This is a genomic window from Parabacteroides sp. Y3-G-102, assembly GCF_023656845.1.
Taxonomy (GTDB): domain Bacteria; phylum Bacteroidota; class Bacteroidia; order Bacteroidales; family Tannerellaceae; genus Parabacteroides; species Parabacteroides distasonis.
Genome location: NZ_JAMOKU010000009.1, coordinates 49,382 through 68,069, shown reverse-complemented (window position 1 = coordinate 68,069; position 18,688 = coordinate 49,382). Strand labels below are relative to the sequence as shown.

The window sequence follows — 18,688 nt, the reverse complement described above, 5'->3', positions numbered from 1 at the left end:
ATGAAAGTGAATCATATAAAACAATTATTCGTAGCCCTCTTCCTGCTGTTATCAGCGGGAACGGCTACCGCCGCCCAGTGGAAATTGGCGAAGACGAACCTGAACGCCGCTGGTAGCAAGGATACGCTCACCTTGAAGGTATCCGATAATACGGTAGATTTCTCCTCATTCCAAGTGGATTTCACCTTGCCGGCGGGCGTATTGCTGAGCGGTACGCCTATCCTCGGCGAGCTGGCGGACGATCATGCGCTCACGTGGAGCAAGCGCACCGATGGCAGCTTCCGCTGCGTGGTATACAGCGTGAGGAATACCGAGATGAAGGCCCCGGGTGCCGTGCTACGCATTCCGGTAGAGCTGGCGGTCTCTTTCGTGGAAGGGACGTTCACGGCGAAGAACGGTCTCTTGTCCGACAAGGCATCCAAGGGACAGCCAGTCACGGATCTCACCGCTACCTTGACCTCTCATAAGGAAAAGGCCAAACTGGTCGTGAACGTATCGGGCTTGGAACAGGTGGTCAATACGGAGAAAGCCGCTGTATTGGACTGTAAGACCATCCCGGCGACCCTTCCTGATGGCAAGACCTTGACGATCGGGTACTATAAGGACGAGAAATGCACAGAAGTCGCAGGCGAATCAGACCGGAAGCAAGAAGGCATCTTCTTTGTCAAGGTATCCTATCCGGAAGACGCTGAATACGAGGCTTTCGAGCAAATCTATACCATGAGCCTGACAAGCAAGAAGGCTATCGCCGAGGGCGACATCACTCCCCCGACTGCCGCAAGCATCAAGGCGGGCCAATCGCTTTCAACCTCCTTGCTGTCCGGCGGTAGCGTTACAGATGAGGGATATCTGGTAGCCGGTACCTTCGCTTGGACATACGGAAACACCGTGGTGCCGGCAGGTACGCATGAGTACTCCGTGACGTTCTATCCGGATAACTCTTCTTATTACAATACGGCGGCGTTGTCCGTGGCGGTCAAGGTAGACACGACCTATAAGGTCACCGCTGTACAGACAACGGGTGGTGCCGTAAACGTATTAGGCAAGGCTGAGGATAACGTGTATGTAAAGGGTCAAAAGATCTCCTTGGTAGCGACCCCTCTACCCAACTATCAGCTTTCAAGCTGGTCGATCGCGGGCGAGAGCGTAGACTTGGGCAAGAAAGACACGCTCACGGTTACGGTAGGTGCGGATCGAACCTATAGCGCCAACTTTACCCCGATCCTGCATAAGGTATCTATCGAGACATTCGGCGATGCCAGCGGCGACCTTAAAGTGACCACGCCGGACGATCAGGCGGCGGATGGGCAGAAGCCGGTCTCAAATGGTGATGAATTGCAGCAAGGCTCGATCCTACAGATTGCGGCAATCCCGAGCGTGAACACCCAGCTGAAATCATTGCAGATAAACGGGGAGTCGCTCAAGGGCGACAAGGTAACGCTGACCGGGCCTTTGACGATCAAAGCCGTATTCGAGCCTAAACCGGTCAACATGGCCCTTGTCACCCTCGAAAAGAAGAACATGGAGCACGGCTCTATCTTATTATATAAGGAAGACGGTACGCTGATCACTTCCGGCTCTACCGTAGCGGTAGGCTCGAAGATTCGGGTAATCTCCCTTCCGGATGCCGGGTATAAGCTGGAGGGTAACGTCGGTCTGTCCGGCGTGACAGGACCCGGCACCGACAATCTATGCGCCGTGACCGGCGATATCACGTTGGTAAATGCCTCTTTCGTTGCGAAAGGATATGCTGTGACCGCCTCCGCCGTAAGCAGCAACCCGAGCCAGACCGCCTCCGGTACGATCACCTTGAGTAAAGAGGGTGAGGATGGTAGTTGGACTGAAGTAGGCAGTGGTGAAGAACTGGCATATGGAACGAGAGTGCGCATAGCTAAAGCGGAAGGGCAAGCCGGCGCAAGCTTGCTTACCATCTTGGCGAACAGCAAGGAAATATCCCAGAGTGATATCTTGACCGTAACCGGCCCCTTGACCGTGACGGCCGTGTTTGACCATCGGGTGAAGATCAAGAGGGAATATATCCTTTGGCCGTATCAGGAATACTACTACAGTGGCGTATCCCGCCCCTTCACGCCTTTCGCCTCGCAGACTTACGCAGGCTTCTCGTTCGATGTCAAGTATAAGATAAATGACGGTGAGGAAACTTCGACGGCTATTGATGCGGGCGATTATACGGTCGTATTGAGGCGTGCCGAGGATGGCTTGTATGAGGCGTTTGAAGAGATCTATCCGGATCCTAATAAGCCGGATGAAGGACGTGTAGGCTTGAAAATTAAAAAGTCTAAAGTGACGATAACGAAGGCTCCTACATCGCATGGAGCGAATCCTGGCACTCGACCGGGTACTGAGTTCGTGAATATTATATCAGAGACGAAGGATAATGTAACGACATACAAGATTACACCGAAAGGTGATGCTCTTAAGAATTACGAGGGTACGACTATTTACTATTATTCAACGAATCCTGTTGTGAACTTCTCTTTAGGTAATAGCACTCCTGTTTTACGTTCGAGTAATGGATCGCAACCGGAGGGTGTGAGGATTACGAATGGTGGTCTTCCTTGTGATTTGAATGATATTCGAGCAGGGGTAACGATCACATTGGAGGCTGTTGCGCCTGTAGGTCAGCACTTCGTTGAGTGGTCAGACAAAAATAGTGACAATCCAAGGGTATACCAAGTAACGGGAGATGTCGAGATTTATCCTATATATGCTCCTAAAGATGAATACCCAGCGTGTACATTGGCTAAGTCATCTGAATATAATGGCATGGCACAAACCGTGGAGGTAAAAGGTAGTGATACTTCTTGCGTGATCTCTTTCTACCAGAATGAAGAAGATTGTAATGCCGAGGTTAATAAAGTGCCATTGAAGAATCCGGGTACATATTATGTACGTGTTGATCGTCCGGAAGATAAAACTTATAAATCTTATACGAAGGTGTTTACTTATGAGATTACTTTGGGTACACCTACGGTTACATGGCCTGCGGCTTCCGATATATTGTCCGGTCAAAAACTATCCGAGTCTGTTTTACAAGGCGGTCACGCCGGTATCGTAGCCGGAACATTCGCTTGGAGCGATCCGGATAAGGAGATTACCGAAAAGGGAATGCAAGAGATTGCCTTCACGCCGACCGATCCGAATTATAAGCCGGTTAGTAGCAAGATAGAGGTGAAGGTTGTCTCCTCTACCTCTTCCTCCACCGATCCGGAAACCCCGGTCATTCCTGTGGATCCCGTAGACCCGGAGAACCCGGACGTGCCTACCGGCGTGGAGTCCATCGAGGAGGGTATGAGCCTGTATACGGCCAACCAATCCATCTTCGTGGATATGCCGCAGGAGGTTGCCTTGAAGGTGGTTGACGTAGCCGGTATCGTTATTTTCGAAGGAAAGGTTTGCGGCAAGATGGAGATTCCGGTAGGTCATGCCGGTGTCTATTTCTTGAAGTGTACCGCTCCAGATGCCTCGTTCGTGAAGAAGGTCGTGGTTCGTTAGCGCGAGCCGTTTTTATCGTATCATAACACTGCCCATCATAAGGTCTTTATGATGGGCATCGTAAGCAGCTTATACTGCCCATCGTTACGACCTAACGATGGGCAGTGTTATTTAGTAACAGATGTAATTGTTTATCTTACGTTTTATAAGAAATATCCTGTAAAAAACTTCGAATTATATTTGGTGGTATCAAAAAAGGCCGTATCTTTGCAACGTTCAAACAAAAACAATAAAGACAAGAACAATGACACGCAACTTGCAAAATAGTCTCATTATTTCTCTAAACATTATTCTACTCTGGGAACGGGATAGGAAGTGAGACTGTATGCTTTGCGAGCATTACGATAGATGAAAGAGCCTTTCTCACTTCCTTGTGAGAGAGGCTTTTTTAGTTAGTATAGGATATTAGTAAATTAAGAATATAAGATTATGTCAGACAGATTATTTATTTTCGACACCACCTTACGTGATGGTGAACAGGTTCCGGGATGCCAGTTGAATACAGTGGAAAAGATTCAAGTAGCTAAGGCATTGGAACAGCTAGGTGTTGATGTGATCGAGGCTGGTTTCCCTGTCTCCAGTCCCGGGGATTTTAAGAGTGTGGTTGAGATCTCAAAGGCCGTGACTTGGCCGACCATCTGTGCCTTGACCCGTGCGGTGGAGAAAGATATCGACGTGGCAGCCGAGGCGTTGAAATTCGCTAAGCGAGGACGTATTCATACGGGTATCGGTACTTCTGATTCTCATATCAAATACAAGTTTAACTCCACGAGAGAGGAGATTATAGAGCGTGCGATCGCCGCCACGAAATACGCTAAAAAGTACGTGGAGGACGTAGAATTCTACTGTGAGGATGCCGGGCGTACGGATAATGAATATCTGGCCCGTGTCGTGGAGGCCGTGATCAAGGCCGGGGCTACCGTAGTGAATATCCCGGATACGACAGGATATTGCTTGCCGGATGAGTACGGGGCGAAGATTAAGTATCTGATGGAACATGTGGATGGCGTACATAACGCTATTCTTTCCACTCATTGCCATAATGACTTGGGTATGGCTACCGCGAATACCGTACAAGGCGTGTTGAACGGAGCCCGTCAGGTGGAGGTAACCGTAAACGGTATCGGTGAGCGTGCGGGTAACACGTCATTGGAAGAAGTCGCCATGGTTTTCAAGAGCCATAAAGAACGTGATATCATCACCAATATCACGACGAATAAGATCTATAGTACGAGCCGTATGGTTTCTAGCTTGATGAATATGCCGGTACAACCGAATAAGGCTATTGTCGGACGTAACGCATTCGCTCACTCCTCCGGTATCCATCAAGATGGCGTTTTGAAGAATGCGCAAACCTACGAGATCATCGATCCGAAGGATGTGGGTATCGATGATAACGCGATCGTATTGACTGCTCGTAGCGGTCGTGCGGCGTTGAAGCATCGCCTGCATGTTTTAGGTGTGGATCTGGAGCAGGAGAAATTGGACAAGGTGTATGATGAGTTCTTGAAACTGGCCGATCGTAAGAAAGATATTAATGATGATGATGTTTTGATGTTGGTCGGAAAGGATCGTACGGCCACACACCGTATTAAATTGGAATATTTACAGGTAACTAGTGGTGTTGGAGTACAATCAGTCGCAAGTATTTGTTTAAATTTGTCGGGAGTAAGAAAATACGAGGCCGCGGCTGGTAACGGTCCGGTTGACGCAGGCATCAAGGCGGTGAAAAAAGCCATTAGTAATAGTGACATGACGATTCAGGAATTCTTGATTCAAGCCATTAATAAAGGTAGCGATGATACGGGCAAGGTGCATATGCAGGTAGAGTATAACGGGGCTACCTATTATGGGTTCTCCGCGAATACCGATATTATCGCCGCTTCCGTGGAGGCTTTCGTGGACGCCATCAATAAGTTTATAGTAGACTAAAAATAGACAAGACAATGAGCAAGACATTATTTGAGAAAATCTGGGACAAACACGTGGTGGACACGTTGCCCGACGGAACCATACAATTGTATATCGACCGTCTGTATTGTCATGAGGTGACTAGCCCGCAGGCTTTCGCCGGATTACGTGCACGTGGATTGAAGCCCTTCCGTCCCGCGCAAATCACTTGTATGCCGGACCACAATATCCCGACATTGAACCAAGATAAGCCTATCGAGGACCCTATATCCAAGAATCAAGTGGATACCTTGGAAGAGAATGCGAAGTATTTCGGCTTGACGTATTACGGTCTTCAACATCCGAAGAATGGTATCATCCATGTGGTAGGTCCGGAGACAGGCTTGACGCAGCCGGGTATGACGATCGTTTGTGGTGACTCCCATACTTCTACGCACGGTGCCATGGGCGCTATCGCCTTCGGTATCGGTACGAGCGAGGTGGAGATGACCTTGGCTACCCAATGTATCATGCAGCGTAAGCCGAAAACGATGCGTATCACGATCGATGGTGTACGCAAACCGGGCGTTACGGCGAAGGACTTTGCTTTATACATTATTAGTAAGATGAGTACCAGCGGTGCTACGGGCTATTTCGTAGAGTACGCTGGCGAGGCGATTCGTAATACGACCATGGAGGAACGTCTGACGATCTGTAACCTTTCGATCGAGATGGGTGCCCGTGGCGGTATGATCGCTCCGGATGATGTTACTTTCGATTATTTGAAAGACCGTGAGTTTGCCCCGAGAGGCGAGGAATGGGAGCGGAAGGTGAGCGAGTGGCGTCAGCTGTATAGTGATCCGGACGCTAAGTTCGATAAGGAGATCGTTTTCCACGCCGAGGATATCGACCCGATGGTTACGTACGGTACGAACCCGGGCATGGGTATGAGTATCAGCAAAGATATTCCCTCCTTAGAAAGCGTGCCCGAGGCAGGCCGTATCTCTTATAAGAAGTCTTTGGATTATATGGGCTTCAAGGCAGGCGAGTCTATGTTGGGTAAGAAAGTGGATTATGTCTTTTTAGGTAGCTGTACGAATGGCCGTATCGAGGATTTCCGTGCTTTCGCCTCTTTGGTGAAAGGAAAGAAGAAAGCGGATGATGTAACGGTTTGGCTGGTTCCCGGCAGTTGGCAGGTAGAGCGGGAGATTCGTGCCGAGGGGATCGACAAGGTTTTGGCCGAGGCCGGCTTCGTCCTTCGTCAACCGGGATGTTCCGCTTGTCTGGCGATGAATGAGGATAAGGTTCCGGCGGGTAAATATGCGGTCTCCACTTCCAACCGTAATTTCGAGGGCCGCCAAGGACCGGGTGCTCGCACCATCTTGGCGGGGCCGCTTGTGGCCGCCGCCGCCGCTGTGACAGGTAAGATCACGGATCCGAGAGAACTGATGTAAAGACTAATCTAATAAAGTAGCATAAGATGAAAACAAAATTCAATATAATCACAAGCACTTGCGTGCCTCTTCCTTTAGAGAACGTGGATACCGACCAGATTATCCCAGCCCGCTTTCTGAAAGCGACTACCAAGGAAGGGTTCGGCGAGAACTTATTCCGGGATTGGCGATATGATAAGGAAGGTAATAAGATCGAATCATTCGTCTTGAACGATCCTACGTATAGCGGAAAGATATTGGTAGCGGGAAAGAACTTCGGTTCCGGTTCCAGCCGTGAGCATGCGGCTTGGGCGATCGCCGATTACGGTTTCCGTGTCGTGGTCTCCAGTTTCTTCGCCGATATTCATAAAAACAACGAGTTGAACAACTTCGTGCTACCGGTTGTTGTGACTGAAGAGTTCCTCGCTGAATTGTTCGATTCGATTTACAAGGACCCGAAAACTGAGGTCGAGGTAAATCTACCGGAGCAAACGATCACGAACAAGGCTACGGGCAAAAGCGAGCATTTCGAGATCAACGCCTATAAAAAGGATTGCCTGATCAACGGATTGGACGATATCGACTATTTACTGGCAAATAAATCAAAGATAGAAGCCTTCGAGGCAGCACGCTGATTATGATAGAAATAATGGATACAACCCTCAGAGATGGGGAGCAAACTTCGGGCGTCTCCTTCGCCGCTCACGAGAAGCTCAGCATAGCGCAAGTGCTGCTGAGCGACTTAGGCGTGAACCGGGTGGAGATCGCCTCCGCCCGTGTGTCGGACGGAGAGTTTGAGGCCGTGAAGCGTGTAGCCGCTTGGGCCGCCCGTTCCGGGAACCTAGACAAATTGGAGGTCTTGGGTTTCGTGGATGGTACGGTCTCTCTCGACTGGATTGAATCCGCAGGTTGCCGTGTCGTGAACTTGCTTTGCAAGGGCTCTTATAAGCATGTCACCGAACAGCTTCGAAAGACTCCCGAGCAACACGTTGACGATATTCGTACGGTCGTATTGGAAGCGGCGAAACGGAAGATCGACGTGAATATCTATTTGGAGGACTGGTCGAACGGTATTAAGCATTCCCCGGATTACGTATTCTTGGTAATCGATGCGTTGAAAGGACTTCCGATCTGCCGTTTCATGCTCCCGGATACCTTGGGAGTCTTGAATCCCGGAAATACCTACGAGTATTGCAAGATGATGGTGGACCGCTACCCGGATTTACGGTTTGACTTCCACGCGCATAACGACTATGATCTTGCCGTAGCGAATGTATATTCCGCCATCCGTGCGGGTATCAAGGGAATCCATACGACCGTGAACGGTTTGGGAGAGCGTGCGGGTAACGCTCCTTTGAGTAGCGTACTTGCCGTTATCAAGGACCAGTTGGGAGAGGAGACGAGCTTGAGGGAGGAAAAGATAAACAAGGCTAGCCGTTTGGTTGAGACCTACTCCGGGGTGCATATCCCGCCCAATAAGCCGATCATCGGAGAGCATGTGTTTACGCAATGCGCCGGTGTCCATGCGGACGGCGATAGCAAGAACAACCTGTATTGCAACGACCTGCTCCCCGAGCGTTTCGGACGGGTTCGCGAGTACGCTTTGGGCAAGACCTCCGGAAAAGCGAATATCCGCAAGAATCTGGAAGCGCTCGGTATCGACATGGATGAGGGCTCGATGCGTAAGGTTACGGAACGGATCATTGAGTTAGGGGATAAGAAAGAAATGGTTACCCCGGAGGATCTTCCTTATATTATCAGCGATGTGCTTCATCATGATAATGCGCTGGAGGATCAGAAAATACGGATCTTGAACTATTCCTTATCCTTGGCCCAAGGGCTGAAACCGGTGGCTACCTTGAAGATCGAGATCAATGGCGAGGCTTACGAGGAATCGGCTTCCGGTGATGGCCAATACGACGCTTTCGTTCGTGCCCTACGCCGGATTTATTCCCGTTTGAACCGCCCGTTCCCGATGTTGACGAACTATTCGGTATCCATCCCGCCGGGAGGACGTACGGATGCGTTCGTGCAGACGGTCATCAGCTGGAATTATGCCGGGGTCGATTTCAAGACTCGTGGCCTGGACGCTGACCAGACCGAGGCGGCGATCAAGGCGACATTGAAGATGCTGAACAAGATAGAGGATTAATAATTAAAAAGGTAAAGGGTATGAAAAAGTTAACTATCGCGCTTGTAGCGCACGACAATCGTAAGGCGGAAATGGTAGAATGGGCGGTACATAACGCTGAGTTCTTGTCTCACCACCATATTGTTTGTACGGGTACGACCGGAAATTTGGTTCGTAAAGCTCTCGAGGAAAAAGGGGTGAACGCGGATATTGCTTGCATGCATTCCGGTCCGATGGGAGGCGATGCTGAGATTGCCGCTATGGTTGTCCGTAAGGAGATCGATTTGGCGGTCTTTTTGATAGACGACTTGAATCCGCAACCGCACGAGGCCGACATCCAGATGTTGCTTCGTCAGTGCCGTGTTCATAACGTACCTATCGCTTGTAACCGTTATAGCGCCGACTTGATGATTACAAGTACCCTGTGGGATGATGACACGTATTTCCCCACGGAGCCTAAGTATGTACATTTTAACAGAGAATAATAACAAACATTTACGATGAAACTGAATATAGCAGTACTTCCCGGAGACGGGATCGGACCAGAGATTTCCGTGCAAGGCGTGGAAGTAATGAGTGCCGTTTGTGAGAAATTTGGACATGAGGTTCACTATGAGTATGCCCTTTGTGGCGCTGACGCGATCGATAAGGTAGGCGATCCTTTCCCGGAGGAGACCTATCGGATTTGTAAGGATGCCGACGCTGTTCTTTTCTCGGCTGTGGGCGATCCTAAGTTTGATAATGATCCGACAGCGAAAGTACGCCCGGAGCAAGGTCTTTTGGCGATGCGTAAGAAGTTGGGCCTGTTCGCTAATATCCGTCCGGTGCAGACCTTCAAATGCCTATTGCATAAATCGCCGTTGCGTGCCGAATTGGTGGATGGCGCGGATTTCTTATGTATCCGTGAGTTGACCGGTGGTATGTATTTCGGTGAGAAATATCAAGACAACGATAAGGCATACGATACGAATATGTATACCCGCCCGGAAATCGAGCGTATCTTGAAAGTGGGCTTCGAGTATGCGATGAAACGGAATAAGCACCTGACGGTTGTTGACAAGGCGAACGTACTTGCCTCTTCCCGTCTATGGCGCCAGATCGCTCAAGAGATGGCTCCTAGCTATCCGGAAGTAACGACAGACTATATGTATGTGGACAACGCCGCTATGCGTATGATCCAAGAGCCGAAATTCTTCGACGTGATGGTAACCGAGAATACGTTTGGTGATATCTTGACGGATGAGGGTTCTTGCATCAGCGGCTCTATGGGCTTGCTGCCTTCCGCTTCTACCGGAGAGAGCACGCCGGTTTTCGAGCCGATTCATGGCTCTTGGCCGCAGGCGAAAGGGCTGAATATTGCGAACCCCTTGGCGCAAATTCTTTCAGTAGCGATGTTATTCGAGTATTTCGACCTCAAAGAAGAGGGAGCCTTGATCCGTGAAGCCGTAGACGCTTCCCTCGATGCGAATGTCCGTACGCCGGAAATCCAAGTGGAAGGTGGAGCGAAATATGGAACGAAAGAAGTGGGTAGTTGGGTTGTCAATTATATCACGGAAAAGTAGTATAAATGGGCCGATTTCGCACCAGTAGTGGCGCAGGCTCACACGTATAGTGGCATCGGCTCACGCGAGTAGTGGCGTAGGCCAATACCACTACTCGCGTGAGCCGATGCTACTATACGTATAAAAACAACCTTAACGAGCCATCTTCATCAACTCGTCGATAGTCGTTTTATCATATCCCATATCCTCAGCTTTCTTGAAGTCTAAGGCGGCCGATGCCTTCTCATATTGGGCGAGTTTTACTTTGCCTCGCAATACATATAAAGCGGCTGTCGGGGTACTTTCCACGAAAACACGATTGATATCGGCCATAGCCCGGGCGTTCTTGCCCATCATGAAGTATAGATCGGCACGGCCTTCGTATAAGATCCATTCACGGGGCATCTCGCTGATCAAGTAATTAAAGATGCGTTCGCTCTCATCGTAATTCCCCCGTAGCTTTTCGAGAATCGCGTGTCCCAGACGTCCTTTCACGGATTTTTCGTTTACTTCCAGTATCTTATCGAAATCCTGCTCGGCCAAAAGATAGTTCTTATGTTGTAAATGAAGCATTGCCCTGCAATATAACGCCTCTTGATGATGGGGGTTCAAGATTAACAGGGCATTGTAATCGTTCGTCGCTTTTTCTATCTCACCCATTTCCGTATATAAGCCGGCACGATTTTCCAGTATGGCCTCATTATTCGGATGGCGGCTTAGGGCGGCGGTATAGGAGAGAAGGGCATCTTCCAGTTTCCCTTGTCTGCGCTGTATCGTCCCGAGATTCATGAGCAAGGCGTAGTTGTTGGGGTTTCCCGGTTCGAGGCGCATGGCGGCTCGTAGGCTCTCTTCGGCGGAGACTAAGTCGTTCTTGTCCAAGAAGTCAAAACTTTTCTCGACAAACTTCTCGTATGTCTGAGCGTGGCCATAGCCTATTGAAAGGAAAAGGGCGGCGAGTATCGCAAGGATTTTCATGCTGTCGAATTTAACGTGTTATTTGATTGATCGCAAAGCTACGTAATTATTTCATGGTTTTACCAGATTAAAAAAACTTTATACCTTTGCTACATTTCATAATATTTTGGAAGATCAGATTGTTATATAATTAATAGATTAATTAAAATAGAAGAGATATGGTATTATTAGCAGCTGTAGAAGCGAGTTCTAAATTAGAGGAAGCTATCAGATCCTTGGTTGAGCATGGCTCCCAATTGGGTTTTACGATTATTAAAGCCCTTATTGTCTTCTTGGTGGGACGATTGGTTATAAACTTACTTAATAAACTGGTTCGGAAGATATTGAGCAAACGGGATATCGATCCTTCTGTCAAGACTTTTGTCGGCAGTTTGGTGAATGTCAGTTTAACCATTTTATTGATTATTTCAGTCGTAGGGGCGTTAGGCGTTCAAACTACGTCGTTTGCCGCCTTGTTGGCTTCCGCCGGTGTCGCTGTCGGTATGGCATTGAGCGGTAACCTGTCAAACTTTGCCGGTGGATTGATCATCCTTCTTTTCAAGCCTTATAAGGTGGGTGATTATATAGAGGCGCAGGGCGTTGGCGGTACCGTGAAAGAGGTCCAGATGTTCCATACCGTATTAGGTACGGTTGATAATAAGGTCATTTATATACCGAACGGCTCTTTGAGCAGTGGCGTTGTGACTAATTTCAGTAACCAGACGACTCGCCGTGTAGACTGGACTTTTGGCGTGGAATACGGCAGCGATTATGAGAAAGTAAAGCAAGTGATAGAGTCTGTATTGGCGAAGGATTCCCGCATCTTGTCCGAGCCGGCCGCTCCGTTTATCGCCTTGACAGCCTTGGCGGACAGCAGCGTAAACGTGGTGGTACGTGTTTGGGTAAACAGTTCCGACTATTGGGGCGTGTATTTCGATATTAACAAGAATATCTACGCGACCTTCAATGAGGTAGGTATCGGTTTCCCATTCCCGCAACTTACCGTACACCAAGCGAAGGATTGAAGTTCGTGATAATCTATGACTTGTCCTTAAAAGGAATCTCTTTGTTCAAAAATCTTTGAGTTTCGTTAGATGTGCGGTTATTTTATAGATGGTTGAACAAAAAGATTTATCTTTGTGAATCGCAAATTAGAGATTAGACACAGAGTGTATACGATATTACGGAACTTTATTTTATTACTTTAGTATTTTTATTTGATTATATTTAAGTAGAATGATTTAAGGCTCATCCTTATATAGATTAAGGGTGGGCCTCGTTTTTTATAGTAGTGTGTAGAGATTCCACACTCTCGTGGGGAAATTTTCCACATTCCACGGTTTGTTCCACACTTTGGCAACCGAATGATTGATTCTTCGCTTTTGGTTAATTGTCGGATTTACAACTTATTATTCTCTTGTCGTTTTTTAGGGTGAGTTTTGGCACGGAGATTGCACCCTATACTGCGAATTTATGATGTAAGAGAAAAAAGGTTTAGGTATTTAGGTTTTTAAGGTATGAAAAAGATTGTTTACGGGGTTATTGTCGCTTTATGTGGCTTATTTATTGCCCCTGATGTAGAAGCGCAAGCCGGGATGGTCGGTAGCGCTAAGGAAACAGTGGCACAGGATAAATTTTATCCGATCGAGGTAACTGATATGCCCCAAGTATTGCGTGATGCGGTAAATACTTCCTATGAGGGATGTATGGTGAAATCAGTTGAGGTGTCAAACAATAGCACGTTTGTGAAGTATAAGGTAGTATTACTTTCCAGAAATGGTAAGATATATAAGGTTTATTTCGATGACAGAGGTCATGTCGTAAAAGAACATGCTTATTTCGAGTAAGCCTGTGAAGATATTTATTGAGTAGATTAGATTTCCAGCCGTTTTGCCTGTGAAGGTGGAGCGGTTTTTCTCCAAAATATATAGTTTCATGATATTACTATATAAATACACTGTTTACATTTTTAGTAGTATAGTCGTCCTGTTCGTGAGAATAGGACGATTTTTGTTATAAGACGCTAAATCGATTGTTAATCTCATACCCCCTCAAAACCTTTTCTAAACAACCCCTGTTTAGACTGTGATTAATAAATAAAATCTATTTGATTATGGACAAAAAATGTACTCTTATTGCTGCGGCCCTGATGGTTGCGGGCGTATTCTCGGCTAATGCTCAGTCGAGTACGACCGTTCCGGAGGCTCAGTGGAAAGCCGGTAACTATTATTATTTAAAGACAGGTTCTTCCGTTTTGTCTTTAAGTGGTGAGAAAGCCGACTCAGTAATTGTTAAAACTTTGGCGTCAGACGCTACCAAAGCCGCTATTGATTCTGCCTTGTGGCAAATCACGAATGCGGGCACGACTCCTGCTGGTCCTGTGTATCAATTCAAGAACAAGAAGACACAGGCCGTTTTGTCGTTTGCGGCTTCATCTACGGCAAAGCCTGTTATCACATCGGGCGTGAATCAGTGGACATTCTCTGACGCTGCCGGTGGTAGCGCTATTCAGGCTTATTTCGGAAACAATCAAATCTTGGCGTTGGATGTAGCTGGGACAGACTTGAGCTTAGGTTCTTCTGCCTCTTCTACGAAATTTACCGTAGAGGCTCCTAGCGACGCTATGTATTTGAGCGCAAGTGAGCTGGGGGATGGTTTCCAAGTCTTTCAATTGACGTTTGGAGGAAATTATCAAGGAAATATCTTCGAGGGTAAGAACTTGATAGCGAAGAATACGGCGGCTCCCGCTACAGGCGCTATTGCGAACGCTAAATATGTGACCTTGCAGATCCAAGGTGACCAAGTATTTAGTGATGGTAAAGCAAAATACTTAGGTGTCGATACATTGAAGAATGTGATAGCCGGTGCTACCGGTGTATATGGGGCTAAGTTTACGGCTGACTCCACCTATGACGCTAGTGGCTTGCATACACTGGGTAACGCTGATTTCCAGAAATTCTATTTCACGATCAACTTGAAGAACGATGCTTTGGCTATGTATGCCGCTGCCGCTCCGACCGTGAACGCAAGTCCGATGACCTCCGTTCCGAACGTACGTGTCGTATATGCCAGCGTGATCGAGACGAAAGCCTTGACCGTATCTGACTTGCAGTCGGGTTCTACTCAACCTGCTCAAGGAGCCGCTCCTGTTATTACCGTAACGAAGGGAACTCCTTCTACGATCGCTACAGGTACAGGCGTATACTTCTTGAAGAGTGCGAGCAAGGGCGATAAGGGCGGACAATACGCTGTCGCTTACGATAAGAGTGCCGCTTCCGATAAATTGGTAACTGCGGCAGGTTTCAAACCTTCTATTTATCAACCGAAGGGACAATGGTATATCAAGGAAAACAACGGAATGTATTCGGTTGTAGACCGTAATACGAATACGACTATTATTTCTAACGAGGAGATCTTCGCCGTTCAAGGTATGGCCAATACCTATACATTTGGGGGTAGCACCGATTCTATTACGGTGGAATATCAAGCGAATGTGGATTTAAAGGATAAATTCTTGGGTACTCGTCACTTCTCTGCGGAGGAACTCGCCGATAATGGTTATGTATTGAACTTGATCTCCGGTACTCCGGGCGTAGACGATCTGTATGCGTTTACTTCAGATTCCGTATTGATGATTAAATCCGGTGACGCAGCGAACGCAGCCGCTCTTCGTATCGTGGTTAGCCAAGATTCCGTACAGAATGTAACGGATGGTTTAGGTGCCCGTGCTTTAGGTGATACCTTGTATCATGCGACTTATATGTTGAAAGAACGTTTCAGCAATGATTTGGTTGCCAGCGAGAATGGTGGGCCGTTGAAATTATCTGATTATACCGCTCCGTTGGAATTCGTATTCAATACGGCTACGACCGGTGGCAAATACCAGATGGCTACAAGGGTAGGCGCGACCACTCAATATGTCTTTATGAACGTGAATACGGCGAACCTGATCCTTTCCGATAAGGTTAACTACTTCGACTTTGTCGCTGTAGAGGCTCCGGAGTACGCTTCTATCGACAATTCTCACAAGCGTTTCGGTACGAATGGTAAGTTCTTGACGATGAATCCGCTGAATTTCTTCGCCGAAGTGAAGAACGAAGGCCAAGATATCTTGAAGTCAACTTATGAGACTGACAACTTCTCTTTGTGGGTTCAAGAAGCCGATACCGTGATCGCTGGTAAACCGTTGTATTTCATCACGACATCGATCTATACGCCGGAGACAACTACCAAAGCTGTTTCTCCTCGCTACTATATGGTATCCTTGCGGGATTCTAACGAGACATTCGTTAGCAATGGCGCTACTTACTACCGTGTAGGCTTCAGCGATAAAGCGAATATCGTTCCGTCTTTGGATAACAACGCTTTGTTCGCCTTCAAGACAACTCAGGATGGTGGTTACTTATTGGAGAACCAGAAAGAGCTGAATCGCACCGTGGCTGCGGGCGAGTTGAAGACTCCTTATGTAGGTGTGGTAAACAATGTTGTGGTAATGTCTAATGTTGGCGTTCCGTTCACGATCGAGAATGCTCCGACTCCGGTTTCCAACGAACAATTGGAAGAGGTTGCCAGCTTCACGGTAATCGCTGGCGAGGCTAGTGTTACGGTCTTGAACGCGGCAGGCAAGACGGTTACATTGTCTAACATCTTAGGTCAGACCACCGCTTCCGCTATCGCTTCTTCAGATAACTTCGTGATGCCGGCATCGAAAGGCATCGTGGTAGTTTCCGTTGATGGCGAGACCGCTCAGAAGGTAGTCGTTAAATGATGAATAACTGATAGTGGATATCAGTTTGTATACTAACACCGGGATTCCTACTGTATGGTAGGGGTCCCGGTGCTTTGTTTATAGGTAGGCCATTTGTATGGAGGAATTCTACTCCTCCAGTTTATTCTTTAGATAAGCGATCTTCTTCTCTGATTTCTCTTTCAAGGTGTTCATGCTCTTGATATCGCTTAATACGGTGGCGAGGTTGAAGGTGTTGACGATCGCTTTCTTGTCGGCGTCCGCCATATATATAATGTAAGGCTTGCCTCCCGTGTATTCCACCTTGATCCGCTCTTTCTCGTTATCGTAGATGAACTTGACGGCATCGACGCAGTGCTCCCCCTTGTAGGTCACTACCTCCGTGGTGCTTCCCATATCCTTGAAGCGGTAATTCAGTCCGCCGTCGTACGGGATGGAAGCGGTCTCGGCGAATTGGCCGTCTTTCAGGCTCAGCTTGATTCCCGTATGCTCGATGGGGCGTCCGCCGTAATATACGCTGGCCAGATACATCTCGCCCTCCTCGTTCACGCCGCAACGTACGTAACAACGTTGCACGTTGCGCTCGATCGTCTGCTGTTTCCAGATATAATTGCCGATTTCCTCGTAAACGGAATCCTTCTCGAAAGCGAAGCCTTTCTTCAATCCCTCTACTTCCTCCAGCTTGATCGGGAGTAAGCTGTCGCAGAAAGCGATGTTTCGCTCCGCCTCCTTTACTTCTACTTGGCGCATAAGCGTTAATCCCTGCTTCAGTACCTTTACTTCCTTGGGATAGAGTGCCCGGATACTGTCTATCTCGTTCTTCGCCCCGAAAAACTCGTTATTCTCGTACATGGCCCGGGCCTTGTCCAAACGGGTCTGAGCCGCTTTCTCGTCTCCGTTACAGCCCGTTAAAATGGCGGCAATGAGCGTTATACAGATCGCTAACTTTTTCATATCTTTCTCGTTCAATGTATTTGATACCGCAAAAGTACATGAAATTTGATTATCTTTGCGCTCTTTATTGGATTTGGAATACATAAATATGTATATAAACGAGGAAGAGATAGTAAATCATATATCCGCGAAGCCTTTCCATTTGATATCGGAGGCGGCGGAAGAGCTAGGTGTTGAGGTATATGTAATAGGCGGATATGTGCGGGATATTTTCTTGAACCGCCCATCTAAGGATATAGATGTGGTAGCGGTTGGCAGCGGTATCGAGTTGGCCAAACGGGTGGCCAAGAAGATCGGGCGTGGTGCTTATCTTTCTGTCTTCAAGAATTTCGGGACGGCGCAGGTGAAAGCCGGCGATCTGGAGCTGGAATTCGTGGGGGCAAGGAAAGAATCCTACAGCCATGACAGCCGTAAGCCAGTCGTGGAAGATGGCACTTTGGAGGATGACCAGAACCGCCGGGATTTCACGATCAACGCCTTGGCCCTTTGCCTGAACAAGGAGCGTTACGGAGAATTGGTCGATCCCTTCGGCGGGTTGGAGGATATGGACGAGCTTACGATCCGTACGCCTTTAGACCCGGATGTTACTTTCAGCGATGATCCGCTCCGGATGATGCGCGCGGTTCGTTTCGCCACTCAATTAGGTTTCTTTATCGATCCCGATACCTTCGACGCCATCATCCGCAACCGGGAGCGTATCTCCATCATCTCCAAGGAGCGTATCGTGGACGAGTTGAACAAGATCGTCCTCTCGCCAAAGCCCTCTATCGGTTTCGACTTGCTGGATAAATGCGGACTGTTGCCATTGATTTTCCCCGAGCTTTGCGCCTTGAAAGGTGTGGAGACCAAGGAGGGGATCGGGCATAAGGATAATTTCGCCCATACCTTGATGGTGCTGGATCGTTTGAGCAAGACTTCCGATAATCTATGGCTGCGTTGGAGCGCCCTCTTCCACGATATCGCCAAGCCTGCCACGAAGCGTTTCGACCCTCGCTTGGGATGGACGTTCCATAATCATAATTTTATCGGTGAGCGGATGATCCCCGGTATTTTTAGGAAGATGAAACTCCCGATGAACGAGAAGATGAAGTACGTGCAGAAGATGGTAAGCCTGCATATGCGTCCGATCGCCTTGTCGGACGATGAGGTGACGGATTCGGCGATCCGCCGTCTGCTGTTTGACGCGGGAGATGATATCGACGATTTGATGAAACTGTGCGAGGCCGATATCACGAGCAAGAACCCGGAGAAGGTTCGCCGTTTCTTGAACAACTTCCGTAAGGTGCGCGAGAAGCTGGCCGATATAGAGGAAAAAGACCGTGTCCGTAACTTCCAACCCCCGGTATCCGGCGAGGAGATCATGGAGACGTTTGGCTTGGCTCCCTCCAAGCCTGTCGGCGTGCTGAAAGAGGCGATCAAGAACGCCATCCTCGACGGCGTGATCCCGAACGAGTATGAGGCGGCCCGGCAGTTCCTAATACAACGTGCGGAGAAGATGGGGCTGAAGCCGATTCTGTGATCC

Annotated in this window: 13 protein-coding genes; 11 read left to right on the top strand and 2 right to left on the bottom strand. The window is 48.3% G+C overall.

Translation table 11 applies throughout. The features are described 5' to 3' along the window. The 7 genes from NBH16_RS06175 (at position 1) to leuB (ending at position 10,532) form a co-directional block, all read left to right on the top strand. Positions 1 to 3,516, top strand: a complete 3,516-nt coding sequence (locus NBH16_RS06175) for an InlB B-repeat-containing protein (protein WP_250788225.1) — start codon at positions 1 to 3, stop codon at positions 3,514 to 3,516. 429 nt (positions 3,517 to 3,945) lie between these two features. After that, positions 3,946 to 5,448, top strand: a complete 1,503-nt coding sequence (locus NBH16_RS06170; RefSeq protein WP_048927576.1) for a 2-isopropylmalate synthase — start codon at positions 3,946 to 3,948, stop codon at positions 5,446 to 5,448. A 14-nt stretch (positions 5,449 to 5,462) separates the two neighbouring features. Then, a complete protein-coding gene (gene leuC / locus NBH16_RS06165) occupies positions 5,463 to 6,860 on the top strand; it encodes a 3-isopropylmalate dehydratase large subunit (RefSeq protein WP_005864399.1) in 1,398 nt (465 codons plus the stop codon). Positions 6,861 to 6,886: 26 nt separating this feature from the next. Continuing rightward, the gene (gene leuD / locus NBH16_RS06160; RefSeq protein WP_005854475.1) at positions 6,887 to 7,474 is read left to right on the top strand and encodes a 3-isopropylmalate dehydratase small subunit; all 588 of its coding nucleotides are present in this window, start codon (positions 6,887 to 6,889) and stop codon (positions 7,472 to 7,474) included. A 2-nt stretch (positions 7,475 to 7,476) separates the two neighbouring features. Next, positions 7,477 to 8,991, top strand: a complete 1,515-nt coding sequence (locus NBH16_RS06155) for a hydroxymethylglutaryl-CoA lyase-like TIM-barrel protein (protein WP_008778605.1) — start codon at positions 7,477 to 7,479, stop codon at positions 8,989 to 8,991. A 20-nt stretch (positions 8,992 to 9,011) separates the two neighbouring features. Continuing rightward, positions 9,012 to 9,455 carry a methylglyoxal synthase gene (locus NBH16_RS06150; protein WP_005854477.1) on the top strand — a complete coding sequence of 148 codons (444 nt, stop codon included), beginning with the start codon at positions 9,012 to 9,014 and terminating at the stop codon, positions 9,453 to 9,455. A 15-nt stretch (positions 9,456 to 9,470) separates the two neighbouring features. Then, positions 9,471 to 10,532, top strand: coding sequence for a 3-isopropylmalate dehydrogenase (gene leuB, locus NBH16_RS06145; protein ID WP_005854478.1), 1,062 nt, complete (start codon positions 9,471 to 9,473; stop codon positions 10,530 to 10,532). A 132-nt stretch (positions 10,533 to 10,664) separates the two neighbouring features. Here the strand turns inward: leuB and NBH16_RS06140 are convergent, their stop codons facing one another. Further along, positions 10,665 to 11,486, bottom strand: coding sequence for a tetratricopeptide repeat protein (locus NBH16_RS06140; protein ID WP_008780061.1), 822 nt, complete (start codon positions 11,484 to 11,486; stop codon positions 10,665 to 10,667). Positions 11,487 to 11,644: 158 nt separating this feature from the next. Between NBH16_RS06140 and NBH16_RS06135 the strand changes: the two genes are divergently transcribed. The 3 genes from NBH16_RS06135 (at position 11,645) to NBH16_RS06125 (ending at position 16,233) form a co-directional block, all read left to right on the top strand. Further along, positions 11,645 to 12,490 (top strand): mechanosensitive ion channel family protein, encoded by an 846-nt coding sequence (locus NBH16_RS06135; RefSeq protein WP_005854480.1) that lies wholly within the window; start codon positions 11,645 to 11,647, stop codon positions 12,488 to 12,490. Between the two features lie 492 nt (positions 12,491 to 12,982). Then, positions 12,983 to 13,312 (top strand): hypothetical protein, encoded by a 330-nt coding sequence (locus NBH16_RS06130; protein WP_005864403.1) that lies wholly within the window; start codon positions 12,983 to 12,985, stop codon positions 13,310 to 13,312. Positions 13,313 to 13,578: 266 nt separating this feature from the next. Then, positions 13,579 to 16,233: a DUF6383 domain-containing protein gene (locus NBH16_RS06125; protein ID WP_122382971.1), complete on the top strand. Its 2,655-nt coding sequence runs from the start codon at positions 13,579 to 13,581 to the stop codon at positions 16,231 to 16,233. A gap of 108 nt (positions 16,234 to 16,341) precedes the next feature. On the opposite strand, the gene NBH16_RS06120 is transcribed toward NBH16_RS06125, so the two are convergent. Next, positions 16,342 to 17,166: a hypothetical protein gene (locus tag NBH16_RS06120; protein ID WP_250788224.1), complete on the bottom strand. Its 825-nt coding sequence runs from the start codon at positions 17,164 to 17,166 to the stop codon at positions 16,342 to 16,344. Between the two features lie 88 nt (positions 17,167 to 17,254). On the opposite strand from NBH16_RS06120, the gene NBH16_RS06115 reads away from it, so the two are divergent. Next, positions 17,255 to 18,685 carry a CCA tRNA nucleotidyltransferase gene (locus tag NBH16_RS06115; protein ID WP_005854484.1) on the top strand — a complete coding sequence of 477 codons (1,431 nt, stop codon included), beginning with the start codon at positions 17,255 to 17,257 and terminating at the stop codon, positions 18,683 to 18,685. Positions 18,686 to 18,688 lie beyond the last annotated feature (3 nt).